The sequence below is a fragment of the Pseudomonas sp. NPDC077408 genome (genome assembly GCF_050269105.1).
Classification (GTDB): domain Bacteria; phylum Pseudomonadota; class Gammaproteobacteria; order Pseudomonadales; family Pseudomonadaceae; genus Stutzerimonas.
Window position 1 is genome coordinate 184,805 of sequence record NZ_JBNNHS010000001.1, and the last position, 13,594, is coordinate 198,398.

Annotated in this window: 15 protein-coding genes; 8 read left to right on the top strand and 7 right to left on the bottom strand. The window is 59.7% G+C overall.

Annotated features, from left to right (window positions below):
• The first annotated feature begins 138 nt into the window (after positions 1–138).
• The 5 genes from xerD (at position 139) to thrC (ending at position 5,381) form a co-directional block, all read left to right on the top strand.
• Entirely contained in the window at positions 139–1,035 is an 897-nt protein-coding gene (gene xerD / locus ACQKEK_RS00890) for a site-specific tyrosine recombinase XerD (RefSeq protein ID WP_499140767.1), read from the top strand.
• Positions 1,036–1,162: 127 nt separating this feature from the next.
• Positions 1,163–1,888, top strand: coding sequence for a thioredoxin fold domain-containing protein (locus ACQKEK_RS00895; RefSeq protein ID WP_216707288.1), 726 nt, complete (start codon positions 1,163–1,165; stop codon positions 1,886–1,888).
• 108 nt (positions 1,889–1,996) lie between these two features.
• On the top strand, positions 1,997–2,494 hold the full coding sequence (locus tag ACQKEK_RS00900; RefSeq protein WP_216706949.1) for a GFA family protein: 498 nt from the start codon (positions 1,997–1,999) through the stop codon (positions 2,492–2,494).
• A 114-nt stretch (positions 2,495–2,608) separates the two neighbouring features.
• The gene (locus ACQKEK_RS00905) at positions 2,609–3,913 is read left to right on the top strand and encodes a homoserine dehydrogenase (RefSeq protein WP_045429392.1); all 1,305 of its coding nucleotides are present in this window, start codon (positions 2,609–2,611) and stop codon (positions 3,911–3,913) included.
• A gap of 58 nt (positions 3,914–3,971) precedes the next feature.
• A complete protein-coding gene (thrC, locus tag ACQKEK_RS00910; protein ID WP_128121532.1) occupies positions 3,972–5,381 on the top strand; it encodes a threonine synthase in 1,410 nt (469 codons plus the stop codon).
• A gap of 67 nt (positions 5,382–5,448) precedes the next feature.
• On the opposite strand, the gene rnt is transcribed toward thrC, so the two are convergent.
• Both rnt and pyrC read right to left on the bottom strand, forming a co-directional pair.
• A complete protein-coding gene (gene rnt, locus ACQKEK_RS00915; protein WP_045429386.1) occupies positions 5,449–6,123 on the bottom strand; it encodes a ribonuclease T in 675 nt (224 codons plus the stop codon).
• Positions 6,120–7,163, bottom strand: a complete 1,044-nt coding sequence (gene pyrC / locus ACQKEK_RS00920; protein ID WP_128121531.1) for a dihydroorotase — start codon at positions 7,161–7,163, stop codon at positions 6,120–6,122. The genes rnt and pyrC overlap by 4 nt, the downstream gene beginning before the upstream one ends.
• 182 nt (positions 7,164–7,345) lie before the next feature.
• Here pyrC and ACQKEK_RS00925 point away from each other — a divergent pair, with 182 nt between their 5' ends.
• The 3 genes from ACQKEK_RS00925 (at position 7,346) to gloA (ending at position 10,019) form a co-directional block, all read left to right on the top strand.
• Entirely contained in the window at positions 7,346–8,239 is an 894-nt protein-coding gene (locus tag ACQKEK_RS00925) for a flagellar protein MotY (RefSeq protein ID WP_128121530.1), read from the top strand.
• 87 nt (positions 8,240–8,326) lie between these two features.
• Complete coding sequence (locus ACQKEK_RS00930) at positions 8,327–9,544, top strand: argininosuccinate synthase (protein ID WP_045429381.1); 1,218 nt, start codon at positions 8,327–8,329, stop codon at positions 9,542–9,544.
• Positions 9,545–9,626: 82 nt separating this feature from the next.
• The gene (gloA, locus tag ACQKEK_RS00935; protein WP_128121529.1) at positions 9,627–10,019 is read left to right on the top strand and encodes a lactoylglutathione lyase; all 393 of its coding nucleotides are present in this window, start codon (positions 9,627–9,629) and stop codon (positions 10,017–10,019) included.
• A gap of 43 nt (positions 10,020–10,062) precedes the next feature.
• Here the strand turns inward: gloA and ACQKEK_RS00940 are convergent, their stop codons facing one another.
• The 5 genes from ACQKEK_RS00940 to rsxD form a co-directional block, all read right to left on the bottom strand.
• Positions 10,063–10,242: a PA3496 family putative envelope integrity protein gene (locus ACQKEK_RS00940; protein ID WP_046162735.1), complete on the bottom strand. Its 180-nt coding sequence runs from the start codon at positions 10,240–10,242 to the stop codon at positions 10,063–10,065.
• A 109-nt stretch (positions 10,243–10,351) separates the two neighbouring features.
• A complete protein-coding gene (nth, locus tag ACQKEK_RS00945; protein WP_499140768.1) occupies positions 10,352–10,990 on the bottom strand; it encodes an endonuclease III in 639 nt (212 codons plus the stop codon).
• Between the two features lie 19 nt (positions 10,991–11,009).
• Entirely contained in the window at positions 11,010–11,723 is a 714-nt protein-coding gene (locus tag ACQKEK_RS00950) for an electron transport complex subunit E (RefSeq protein WP_128121527.1), read from the bottom strand.
• A complete protein-coding gene (rsxG, locus tag ACQKEK_RS00955; protein ID WP_499140769.1) occupies positions 11,720–12,487 on the bottom strand; it encodes an electron transport complex subunit RsxG in 768 nt (255 codons plus the stop codon). The genes ACQKEK_RS00950 and rsxG overlap by 4 nt, the downstream gene beginning before the upstream one ends.
• 1 nt (position 12,488) lies before the next feature.
• Entirely contained in the window at positions 12,489–13,517 is a 1,029-nt protein-coding gene (gene rsxD / locus ACQKEK_RS00960; protein ID WP_499140770.1) for an electron transport complex subunit RsxD, read from the bottom strand.
• Positions 13,518–13,594 lie beyond the last annotated feature (77 nt).

A 13,594-nucleotide genomic window follows, 5' to 3' on the forward strand; every position in this document is an offset into this window, starting at 1 on the left:
CGGCGGGCTCGTTGTGGGATCTACTGGCTAGTCTGACATTGCTCAGGCCAATCAGGTCTGTTCGGCGTGACCAAGGCGGCTGGCCGGTATAAGCGGTCTATGGAACACTGGCCGCCTTTCTTTCCAGTGTTCCCCTGCATGTCGGCTCAATACGACCCCATTATCGATCGGTTCCTTGATGCCCTTTGGCTCGAAAAAGGGCTTTCTGACAACACCCGCGACGCTTATCGCAGTGATCTGGCGCTGTTCAACGGCTGGTTGGACGAGCGCGATGTGCGATTGGTCGATGCGGGTCGGGACGCTATCCTCGATCACCTTGGCTGGCGTCTGGCTAATGGCTACAAGGCTCGTTCTACCGCGCGGTTGTTGTCAGGGCTTCGCGGGTTTTATCGCTTCCTGCTGCGCGAAGGCGTGATCACGGTCGATCCAACGCTGCGAGTCGATCTGCCGCAGTTGGGACGACCACTACCCAAGGCGTTGTCCGAGGCGGATGTGGAGGCGCTGTTGTCTGCGCCGGATGTCGGCGATCCGCTGGGGTTGCGTGACCGGGCGATGCTGGAGGTTCTTTACGCGACAGGCTTGCGCGTCACCGAACTGGTCGGCCTTGGTCTTGAGCAGATCAATCTTCGGCAGGGCGTCTTGCGCACTTTCGGTAAGGGTAACAAGGAGCGTCTGGTGCCGTTGGGCGAGGAGTCCCTGTATTGGGTGGTGCGCTATCTTCGCGACGCTCGCGACGCGCTGCTCTCCGGCAAGGCCAGCGATGTGGTCTTTCCGAGTCGGCGTGGCGATCAGATGACAAGGCAGACGTTCTGGCACCGAATCAAGCTGCATGCCCGGCAGGCGGGAATAGCTGTATCGATCTCGCCGCACACGCTGCGTCATGCATTCGCTACGCACTTGCTCAACCATGGGGCGGATCTTCGAACGGTACAAATGCTGCTCGGACACAGTGATCTGTCCACTACGCAGATTTACACGCACATCGCCCGCGCGCGGCTGCAGGAACTCCATGCGCAGCATCATCCGCGTGGTTGAACGGATGGCGTTAGAAGATGCGCTGCAGGCCACAAAGCCGATGAGCGAAGGCCCGCCGTCTGCACTGGATGACAGGGGCTATGGTAATCTGCCGGCCTTCCCTCGATCGAAGTCGCCAGGAGATTTCATGCGCGTGAATCGTATCTTCGCTGCCGTAGCCCTTGGTTTCGCCAGCTCCGTTGTCCTGGCCGCTGACGCTGAGCAGGCGATCCGTGAGTCGCTTAATGCACTCCAGCCCGATATGCCCATCGAGGCAATTGCGGAAAGCCCCATGAACGGTGTTTATCAGGTTCAGCTCAAGGGTGGGCGGCAGCTCTACGCGAGCGCTGACGGTCAGTTCCTGATTCAGGGGTATATGTATCAGTTCAAGGACGGCCAGGCGACAAACCTGACCGAGCAAGCCCAGAGCAGGTCTGTCGCGAAGACAATTGACGCGATTCCCACCAGCAAGATGGTGGTTTTCTCGCCTGAAAAACCGAAGACCCATATCACCGTGTTTACCGACACCGACTGCGGCTACTGCCAGAAGCTGCACAGCGAAGTGCCTGAGCTGAACCGTCTTGGCGTCGAGGTTCGTTATATGGCCTTTCCGCGGCAGGGCATGGGCAGCCACGGAGCCAACACGCTGACCAGCGTATGGTGTGCGAAGGATCGGCAGGCGGCGATGAACAAGGCCAAGGCACGTGAAGATGTGCCAGCTGCGAGCTGCGAGAACCCGGTCGCTGAGCAGTACGAGTTAGGCCAGCTGATCGGTGTTCAGGGCACTCCGGCAATCGTTCTCGCGGACGGGCAGATCATCCCCGGTTATCAGCCGGCTCCGCAGCTCGCCGAACTCGCCCTAAAAGCCAAGTAGTCGCTGGGGCAGCGTCTTCGGTCACGAAGAGGCTGCCCGTTCGGGTCGCGGCTGAACTGTTCTGCTCCTCGTGTTCAAAGCCAAAAGGCATATCGAGGAGGCGACAAAATGAAGCTAGAAGGTTCCTGTCATTGCCAGGCCGTTCGTTTTTCTCTGGAATCGGCCGAGCCCTATCCGTTCATGCGCTGTTACTGTTCGATCTGTCGCAAAACGGCCGGGGCGGGTGGTTATGCGATCAACCTGGGCGGAGATCATCGGACGCTGACGGTCGAGGGTCGCGAGAACCTCAGTATCTACCAAGCCAGGATGGTCGACGCTGAAACGGGCGCGGTGCGTATTAGCGATGGCCAGCGTCACTTCTGCAAGCTGTGCGGCAGCGCACTGTGGTTGTGGGACCCGAATTGGCCGGATCTTGTGCACCCGCATGCGTCGGCAATCGATAGCGAGCTGCCAATCCCGCCAGAGTCGACACATCTCATGCTGGCTTCAAAGGCGTCATGGGTTGAGCCCCAGCTGGGCCCTGGTGATCGCTGCTTCGATGAGTATCCGGATGAATCGCTCGCTCAGTGGCACCAGCGCCTGGGGTTGCAGAGCAAGCCCGGCTAGCAGCGGGCTCCTCCTTGCCGCTGCCGATTTGACTAAAGCTCGTGCGCTTCGTAATGTGCGACTCTTTTGTTCGGCCGCTGTGCAGGGCCGTCCGTTGGCAATGGGGAGTGCAACTTGAAACCGGTGAAAGTTGGCATCTGTGGGCTGGGAACCGTCGGTGGCGGTACCTTCAATGTGCTCGAGCGCAACGCTGCGGAAATCGCGCGCCGTGCAGGGCGCGGAATTGAGGTCGCACAGATTGCGGCTCGTCATGCGAATCCCAAGTGCAACACCGGTGATACCCCGATTACTGACGATATCTTCGATGTCGCCAACAACCCTGAGATCGACATTGTGGTCGAACTGATCGGGGGGTACACACTAGCCCGCGAGCTGGTGCTCAAAGCCATCGATAACGGCAAGCACGTGGTTACGGCCAACAAGGCGCTGATCGCGGTGCACGGAAATGAAATCTTCGCCAAGGCACGCGAGAAGGGCGTTATCGTCGCCTTCGAAGCCTCTGTTGCCGGCGGTATCCCGATCATCAAGGCCATTCGCGAGGGGCTGGCCGGCAACCAGATCAACTGGCTCGCGGGGATAATCAACGGAACCGGTAACTTCATTCTCACCGAGATGCGGGAGAAGGGACGTACCTTCGAGGATGTGCTGAAGGAGGCTCAGGAGCTTGGCTACGCCGAGACCGATCCGACCTTCGACGTCGAGGGCATAGACGCCGCTCATAAGCTGACCATCCTTGCTTCCATTGCCTTCGGCGTGCCGCTGCAGTTCGACAAGGCCTACACCGAAGGCATCTCCAAGCTGACCACGGCTGACGTTAACTACGCCGAGGCGCTGGGCTACCGCATCAAGCACCTGGGTGTCGCCCGCAGCACCGCTTCGGGTATCGAGCTGCGAGTGCACCCGACACTGATTCCGGCGGACCGCCTGATTGCTAACGTCAATGGCGTGATGAATGCGGTCATGGTCAACGGCGACGCCGTCGGCTCCACGCTTTATTACGGTGCTGGTGCAGGCATGGAGCCAACGGCTTCGGCTGTGGTGGCGGACCTCGTAGATGTGGCCCGTGCCCTGACGACGGATCCGAACAATCGGGTTCCGCACCTGGCTTTCCAGCCCGACTCGCTTTCAGCTCATCCTATTCTGCCGATTGGGGCCTGCGAAAGTGCGTATTACCTGCGCATCCAGGCCAAGGACCGTCCGGGTGTACTGGCTCAGGTCGCCACTATCCTGTCGGAGCGCGGAATCAATATCGAATCGATCATGCAGAAGGAAGCCGAGGAGCAAGACGGATTGGTGCCGGTCATCCTGGTCACGCATCGTGTGGTTGAGCAGAGGATCGACGATGCCATCGCCGCACTCGAAGCGCTTGCTGACGTGGTGGGCAACGTCGTGCGGATTCGTGTCGAGCAACTGATCTAATCAGCAACGCCGGGTTGCTCTAGTGGCCCGCAGTCAGCGTCCAACATAGGTTTGAACAATGCGCTACATCAGTACCCGTGGCCAGGCGCCCGCCCTGAATTTCGAAGACGTGCTGCTTGCCGGATTGGCCAGCGATGGTGGTCTATACGTTCCGGAAAACCTGCCGCGCTTCACCGTTGAAGAAATCGCGTCCTGGTCCGGCCTGCCGTACCACGAGCTGGCATTCAAGGTAATGCGTCCTTTTGTGGCCGGGAGCATCCCAGACGCTGACTTCAAGCAGATTCTGCTGGACACCTACGGCGTGTTTGCTCACAGCGCAGTGGCGCCGCTGCGTCAGCTGGACAGCAACGAGTGGGTGCTCGAGCTCTTCCATGGCCCGACCCTGGCGTTCAAAGACTTCGCTTTGCAGCTGCTGGGTCGGCTTCTTGACTATGTGCTGGCCAAGCGCGGTGAGCGCGTGGTCATCATCGGTGCGACTTCCGGCGATACCGGCTCGGCAGCAATCGAAGGCTGCCGCCGCTGCGATAACGTCGACATCTTTATCCTGCACCCGCACAACCGGGTGTCCGAAGTACAGCGTCGGCAGATGACCACCATCTTCGGCGACAACATTCACAACCTGGCCATTGAAGGCAACTTCGATGATTGTCAGGAGATGGTGAAGGATAGCTTCGCCGACCAGGGTTTCCTTAAAGGCACCCGGCTGGTGGCGGTCAACTCGATCAACTGGGCGCGGATCATGGCCCAGATCGTGTACTACTTCCATGCTGCGCTGCAGCTGGGCGGCCCGGCCCGTTCGGTGGCGTTTTCCGTACCGACGGGCAATTTTGGGGACATTTTCGCGGGTTACTTGGCGCGTAACATGGGCCTGCCAATCAGCCAGCTGGTGGTGGCAACCAACCGAAACGACATTCTGCACCGGTTCATGAGTGGCAACCGTTACGACAAGGACACGTTGCACCCGTCGCTGTCGCCCTCCATGGACATCATGGTGTCGTCCAACTTCGAACGGTTGCTGTTCGATCTGCATGGCCGCAACGGCGCGGCGGTTGCCGAATTGATGAGCGCATTCAAGGCCAGCGGCAAGCTGTCGGTCGAGGAGGAACGCTGGACCGAGGCACGCAAGCTTTTCGACTCGCTGGCGGTAGACGATGAGCAGACCTGCAAGACGATTGCTGACGTCTTCAGTGCGACCGGTGAGTTGCTCGATCCGCACACGGCGATCGGGGTTTATGCCGCACGCGAGTGCCGCCGCAGTCTGGCTACGCCGATGGTAACGCTGGGTACCGCCCATCCTGTGAAATTCCCCGAGGCTGTGGAAAAGGCCGGTGTTGGCAAGGCGCTGGAGTTGCCGGCGCATCTGACGGACTTGTTTGAACGCACGGAGCGATGCACTGTTCTGAAGAACGATCTCAAGGCCATGCAGGCGTTTGTCAGCGAGCATGGCAATAAAGGTAAGCCGCTGTAAGCGACCAGCAATAACGAAAAAGGCCAGTCTCACGACTGGCCTTTTTCGTTTGAGGGAGGACCTGAGCTTATTCGTCGAACTCTTCCCAGCCGCCCATCTCTCTCCAGCGATTGACGATGCCGCAGAACAGCTCAGCAGTCTTTTCCGTGTCGTAGCGCGCAGAGTGTGCTTCGCGTCCGTCAAAGTCGATATCGGCTGCCTGGCAGGCTTTTGCGAGGACGGTCTGACCGTAGGCGAGGCCTGCCAGCGTTGCAGTGTCGAAGCTGGAGAAGGGGTGGAATGGGTTGCGCTTAATATCGCAGCGGGCAATTGCTGCGTTCAGGAACCCGAGATCAAAGCTGCTGTTGTGGCCGACGAGAATGGCACGTTTGCAGCCGGCTGATTTCACCGCTTTGCGCACGCCGCGAATGATCTCATTCATCGCCTGTGATTCGGGAACGGCCATGCGCAGCGGGTGGTCGAGCTTGATGCCGGTGAACTCCAGCGCGGCTGCTTCGATGTTGGCGCCAGCGAAGGGTTCGACTCGGAAGAAGAGCGTGTCTTGCGGGTAGAGCAAACCCTGCTCGTCCATGCCGATGGTCACGGCAGCAATTTCCAGCAGCGCGTCGGTCGCGCAGTTGAATCCGCCGCACTCGACATCAACCACGACTGGCAGGAAGCCTCGAAAGCGTCTCGCCATCGGCGAGCGCGGCTTGCCTGGCTGGTTGCCTTCCAGCTCGTCGTCAAACTGATCGTCGCTCATGCGTTGGTCTCCAACCGCCATTGCAGGGTTTCGCCTGCACGTAGGGGCACGACGTTGTGCTCCCCGAACGGCAAGCTGGCCGGCACGCTCCAGGATTCACGTACCAGGGTGATCTGCTCGGTGTTGCGCGGCAAACCGTAGAAGTCGGCGCCGAAGTTGCTGGCAAAGGCCTCCAGGCGGTCAAGCGCGCCGCGCTGTTCGAACGCCTCAGCATAGAGCTCGATCGCAGCGAACGCCGTATAACAGCCGGCGCAACCGCAAGCGTTTTCCTTGGCGTGCTGGGCGTGCGGGGCCGAGTCAGTGCCGAGAAAGAACTTCGGATTGCCGCTGGTAGCCGCATCAAGCAGCGCTTCCTGATGGACGTTGCGCTTAAGGATTGGCAGGCAGAAGAAGTGCGGGCGAATTCCGCCCACCAGCATGTGGTTGCGGTTGTAGAGCAAATGGTGGGCGGTGATGGTGGCGCCGACGTTGCTGCTGGCAGCCTCGACGAACTGCACGGCATCCCGGGTGGTGATGTGCTCGAACACCACCTTGAGCGTGGGGAAGCGCTCGGTGACTCGGCTAAGCTGTTCGTCGATGAAGTATTTTTCACGATCGAAGATATCGATTTCTGAACGCGTCACTTCGCCATGCACCAGCAGCGGCAAGCCGACCTCGGCCATCGTCTCGAGCACTGGAAATATGTTGTCGATGCGGGTGACGCCGGATGCAGAGTTGGTCGTGGCGCCGGCTGGATACAGCTTGGCGGCAAATACGTAGCCACAGGCCTTGGCGGCGCGCACGTCTTCGGGCTGCGTACCGTCAGTGAGGTAAAGCACCATCAAGGGCTCGAACGGGTTGCCGTCCGGTCGGGCGGCAAGAATGCGCTGGCGGTAGCTGTCCGCCTCTGCTGCATTGCGAATCGGCGGTACAAGGTTCGGCATGATGATCGCTCGTGCGAACTGGCGTGCGGCGTCCGCCACGGTGTGCGGCAGCGCTGCGCCGTCGCGCAGGTGAATGTGCCAATCGTCGGGGCGCAGTAGTGTCAGTCGGTCGGACATGCGGATTTCCAGGCGGTAAAACGTGCGGGAATGCTACCGGAAACGCGTGAAAAAATCGCCGCAGGCGGGTCTTCCGGTCGAAACGAGTAGCGAGGGCTGGCGCCAGCTAGGTATCGCAGCGTTCAAGTTTTCAAGGTGCGCACCGATACCTCAATTGAATGTTGTTTACCCTGGAGCCACACGTGCGCTTGCGCCTCCTTGTTCTTGCCTGCTTGTTGGCTTCCCCAGCCAATGCCCTCACGTTTCAGACTCGTCTGGAGCGAGCGCAGTGGCAGGTGGAAGGCGATCAGTTCGAGTGTCGGTTGATCCAGCCAGTCGCAGGCTTTGGTGCAGGTGAATTCGTACGGCGAGCGGGCGAGCAGCCTACTTTTCGCTTGCAGTCACCTGATCGCTGGCTGGGCAATGGTTCGGCCACGCTGCTTGCGGCAGCTGCGCCCTGGCAGCCTAGTCGCGGTGATATCAATCTGGGCGTAGTTTCCGTAGCCGGCGGCGAGGTTCCATTCAACAGTACCTACCTGCAGGCCGATCGCCTGCTCAGTGGCCTCCTCGAAGGTCGCAGCCCGGTGGTGCGCCACCGCACGCGGCTTGGTGGCGAAGCGTTGGAGGTGCGGCTATTGCCTGTGCGATTCGGCAAAGCCTATGAAGATTTTCGCAGCTGCACGGCCAAATTGCTGCCGGTCAACTTCGAGCAGATTCGTACGTCGCAGGTTGGGTTTCCCGCCGGTGACGTCGTACTCGATGCGTTGGGCCAGGCCAAGCTCGATATCATCCTGCAATTTCTCAAGGCTGATCCCAGCGTCAACCGCATCCAGCTTGATGGTCACTCCGACAATAGCGGCAATAGACTGACCAATCGTGACCTGTCGCGTCGTCGCGCGCTTGCGGTCGAGGCGTATCTGACTGCCAACGGCGTGCCGAAAGAGCAAATCACGTTGCGCTTTCACGGCGAACGCTATCCCGTCGTGCCCAACAGCAGCGAGGCCAACCGGGCCAAGAATCGGCGTGTAACCCTGCGTTTGGAGCGCGAGCCGGCAACCACCACTGCCGCAGCAGAGGGCGGTACACCGTCGACCTGATGCCGAGGGGTCGCATGCGCCCCTGTAAAACAAACGTCGCGACCAGTAGAATCCCCGCTTTCCTTAAAATCCCGGGAGTGGATGGCAATGGCCGACGTAAAGAAGGTAGTCCTGGCGTATTCCGGTGGCCTGGACACCTCGGTGATCCTCAAGTGGCTGCAAGACACCTATAACTGCGAAGTGGTGACCTTTACCGCCGACCTCGGTCAGGGCGAGGAAGTCGAGCCAGCCCGTGCCAAGGCCAAGGCCATGGGCGTTAAGGAAATCTACATCGACGATTTGCGTGAAGAGTTCGTCCGTGACTTCGTCTTCCCGATGTTTCGCGCCAACACCGTTTACGAAGGCGAGTACCTGTTGGGTACATCCATCGCCCGTCCGCTGATCGCCAAACGCCTGATCGAGATCGCCAACGAGACCGGTGCTGACGCCATCTCTCATGGCGCCACAGGCAAGGGCAATGACCAGGTCCGTTTCGAGCTGGGCGCCTATGCGCTGAAGCCGGGCGTCAAGGTCATCGCCCCCTGGCGTGAATGGGACCTGCTCTCGCGCGAGAAGCTGATGGATTACGCAGCCAAGCACGAGATTCCGATCGAGCGCCATGGCAAAAAGAAATCGCCGTACTCCATGGACGCAAACCTGCTGCACATCTCCTACGAAGGTGGTGTGCTGGAAGACACCTGGACCGAGCACGAAGAGGACATGTGGCGCTGGACGCGTTCGCCTGAGACCGCACCGGATACCCCGACCTACATTGAACTGACCTACCGCAAGGGCGACATCGTTGCCATTGACGGTAAGGACATGACCCCGGCGGAAGTGCTGACCTATCTGAACAAGATCGGCGGCGAGAACGGCATCGGGCGTCTGGACATCGTCGAGAACCGCTATGTCGGTATGAAATCGCGCGGCTGCTACGAGACCCCGGGCGGCACCATCATGCTCAAGGGGCATCGTGCCATTGAGTCGATTACCCTCGACCGTGAAGTGGCTCACCTGAAAGACGAGCTGATGCCCAAGTATGCGAGCCTGATTTACAACGGCTACTGGTGGAGCCCTGAGCGCAGCATGCTGCAGCAGATGATCGACGCGTCGCAGGCCAACGTGAACGGTGTAGTGCGTCTGAAGCTCTATAAGGGCAACGTCATCGTCACCGGCCGCAAGTCGGACGACTCGCTGTTCGACGCTAACATTGCCACCTTTGAAGACGATGCGGGCGCCTACGATCAGGCCGACGCGGGTGGTTTCATCAAGCTCAACGCGCTGCGCATGCGCATCGCCGCGAACAAGGGCCGGACGCAGTTCTAACAGAAACTGCTACACAGCCCGACCATGACCCCGGCCACGAGCCGGGGTTATGCTTTTTGCACCGCTGAACAGGAGAGACATCATGAGACTGCTGCATACCATGCTGCGAGTCGGCGATATGGAGCGATCCATCGCCTTCTACACCGAAGTGCTGGGCATGACCCTGCTGCGACGCAAGGATTATCCGGAAGGCAAGTTCACCCTGGCGTTCGTCGGCTATGGCGACGAAGCGCATAACAGCGTGCTGGAGCTGACCCACAACTGGGACGTTGATAAATATGACCTGGGCGACGGTTACGGCCATATCGCGCTGGAGGTTGAAGACGTGTACAAGGCCTGCGAGGATATTCGCAGCCGAGGCGGCAAGATCACCCGTGAGCCGGGGCCAATGAAGCATGGCACCAGCATTCTTGCGTTTATCGAGGATCCGGACGGCTACAAGGTCGAGCTACTCTCTCCGTCGCGCCGGGACTAGCAGCGACGCCACAAAAAAAGCCCCAACCACGGGGCTTGTTTATTTAAAGATCGAAGTCGAACTCGTTGAGTTGCTTCTGCAGTCGGCGCTCTTCGAGCAGGTTGTCGATGATCCGGCGCTTGGTCAGGTTGGTCTTGGCGACTTCGACTGGCGCCTCTGCACCATCGTCTTCGTCATCCGCGACGAAGTCATCTTCGATCTGGATCTCTTCTTTCTCGGACACTTGTATCACTCCACGGCTTGGGCGCGCTGTTGGCGCACCTTATAGCGACAAAAGAGGAGGCCGTAAAAAAGATTTTTTCAATCGTGCGATAGGTTTTCCCATTGGCCGCTCAATCGTCCGACGTTTTGTGCTTGTACTCGCAGAGGTCCTCGATCCGGCAGCTGCCACATTGTGGCTTGCGCGCCTTGCAGACGTAGCGTCCGTGCAGGATCAGCCAGTGATGGGCGTCGAGCAGATAATCCTTCGGCACAAATTTGACCAGCTTGCGCTCGACCTCCAGCACGTTTTTGCCAGGGGCGATATTTGTGCGGTTGGCGACGCGAAAAATGTGGGTGTCGACCGCCATGGTGAACTGGCGAAACGCAGTATTGAGCACGACATTGGCCGTCTTGCGCCCGACACCCGGTAGCGCCTCGAGGGCCTCGCGATTGTCCGGAACCCGGCTGTCGTGTTGCTCAATGAGGATGCGGCAGGTCTCGAGTACGTTCTTCGCCTTGCTCGGGTAGAGACCGATGATCTTGATATAGCTGCACAGACCTTCATAGCCAAGCCCATAGATAGCTTCGGGTGTGTTGGCGACCGGGTAGAGCTTCGCTGTTGCTTTGTTGACGCCGACATCAGTGGCCTGCGCCGAAAGAATCACAGCTATCAACAGCTCGAACGGCGTGCTGTAGGCGAGCTCGGTCTTTGGCTCCGGATTGTCTTCATGAAACCGGCGAAAGATCTCCAGGCGTTTGGCGGCATTCATTACAGCAACCCATCCAGCATCATTCGATCACTCCAGTGACACGAACGCGGCGGCTCTGAACAGGCGCATCTGGCTGCGTCGCCCTTGCGCGCTCGGTGAAATGCTCGTCGATACGATTTTTCAGGGCGATCAGCAGGCCGAGCACGATGAAGGCGCCGGGGGGAAGGATGGCCAATAGGAAGCCCTTGTAGTCACTGATCAGCGTCAATTGCCAGTCAGCTGCAATCGGGCCGAACAATAGCTGCATGTTGGCGAACACCGCGCCGGTGCCCACCAGCTCGCGCAGGCCGCCGAGGGCCACCAGCACCAGCGCAAACCCGAGCCCCATCAGCAACCCGTCAAAGCCTGCAATCAGTGGGTTGTGCTTGGCGGCAAAACCGTCGGCACGGCCGAGGATGACGCAGTTTGTCGTGATCAGCGGGATGAAGATGCCCAGTATCTGATAAAGCTCGTAGGTGTAGGCCTGCATGAGCAGCTCGATACAGGTCGTCAAAGCCGCGATGATCATCACGAAGGCGGGAAGCCGCACCGCGGTGTTGACTACGCCACGTACCAGCGATACGCCGACGTTCGAGCAGATCAACACCAGGGCAGTGGCGAGCCCGAGCCCGAGCGCATTGACCGCCGAGTTGCTCACGCCGAGCAGCGGGCACAACCCTAAAAGTTGGACGAGCGCAGGGTTGTTCTTCCACAGGCCGTTGATGCTCAGTTCTCGGTAGCTTGGATTGCTCATTGGCCTTGGTCCTGCTCGGTTTGCGGATCGTTGATCTGCAATGTATCGCGGGTCGCGGCGGCGCCGGCCCGTGAATGTGTGGTCACCTCGTCGGGCTCGACCTCGTTTTCAAGCGCTGCCTCGGCTGCTATCGGAGCCGTATCGGTGGCGAGCAGCTCCTGCTTGTGAGCCTCGAAATACTGCAGGGCCCGATAGACCGCGCCGACTACGGCACGCGGGGTGATGGTGGCCCCTGCGAACTGATCGAACTCGCCCCGATCCTTCTTGACGGCCCAGCCGGAGGCCTCCGGATTGTTCAGCGAGCGGTTTTCGAAACTGCGTATCCAGGGACTCTTGGCCAGTTCTATCTTGTCCCCAAGACCCGGTGTTTCACGATGCGCGACCACGCGCACGCCGGCAATCCGCCCGTCAGCCTGCACGCCTATGAGCAGGTGGATCGCACCGCTGTAACCATCCGGTGCAATGGCTTGAAGGATCACCGCGCTTGGCTGGCCGTTCTTCCTTGCGATATAGGCCGGCATGGCTTGCCGCGTGCCAAGCAGCGGATCCTGTACCTCGACGCTGCTATCGAGCAACTGATTGTCGTATCTGTCTTTCGGAAGAATTTGGTTAAGGGCGCGTAATTGCGCGGCGCGCTCCGAGGCTTGAATGCGCTCTGCAGTGAACTGCTGCAACAGTGTCACGCCGCCAACCGTGAAAATGGCGAACAGCCCCAGTACCAAGCTGTTCTTAAGCATCGAGCGACTGAGTTCAGGGATGATCATGTCATTCGCCCAGCTTGAAGCCGCGCTCGGCCTTACGGTGGCCATAGGTTCGCGGACGGGTGTAGTAATCGATGGTGGGAGCCGACAGGTTCATCAGCAGCACGGCGAAGGCCACTGCGTCCGGATATCCGCCCCAGGCGCGAATGACATAGACGAGAATGCCGACGCCAGCACCGAAAATCAGCCGCCCCTGGTTGCTGGTGGCGCTGCTCACCGGATCGGTGACGATGAAAAAGGCACCGAGCATGGTGGCGCCGCTGAGCAGGTGGAACAGCGGTGAACCATGGCTATCGGAACCTGACCCGTTCCAGAACAGGAGGCTCATGATCGCCAACGCGGCAAGCATGCCAATAGGCGCATGCCAGGTGAATAAGCGTTTATGCAAGAGGAACAGCCCGCCGGCAAGAAATGCGAGATTGACTACTTCCGAGCCAATGCCGCCGAAGTGGCCGAATGCGGGGTTGGCCCAGAGCTCATCGACAGTGAGACTCTTGTTAACCTTGAGCACATCGAGCGCGGTGGCTTGTGTCCAGCCGTCCGGCAGCGAGGCGATGCCGAGGATGTGTTGCAGGCCGGCGCTCAGACCGACCGTATGTGGCACAGGCCAAGTCGTCATTTCCACAGGAAAGGAGACCAATACCACCACATAGCCGATCATCGCCGGGTTGAAGGGGTTCTGGCCAAGGCCGCCGTAGAGCTGCTTGCCGAGTACGATGGCGCTGCCGGTGGCGATCAACGTCAGCCACCAGGGCGAGTAGGGCGGCAATGCCAGTGCTAGCAGGACTGCCGTAACCAATGCGCTGCCGTCGCGCAGGAAGAACTGCACCGGACGTTGCCTCAGCCGAAGTATCAGTGCTTCACTGCCGAGCGCGACAGCGCTGGCCCAGATCAGGTTAATCAGCGTTCCGGCGCCATACAGCCAAGTCAGGGCAATCACGCCGGGCAGGGTTGCCGCCAGGACTAGCAACATGACGCGCTGAGTGCGGTTGCTCCCCTTGGTGTGCGGCGAGGTGATTCGTGGCAGGGCCATTGGCTCTCCGGTTGATGTTCGAAAGGAATCCTGATCAGGAGCTGATCGTTGCGATCCTGAAAACAGCGCCGACGGCG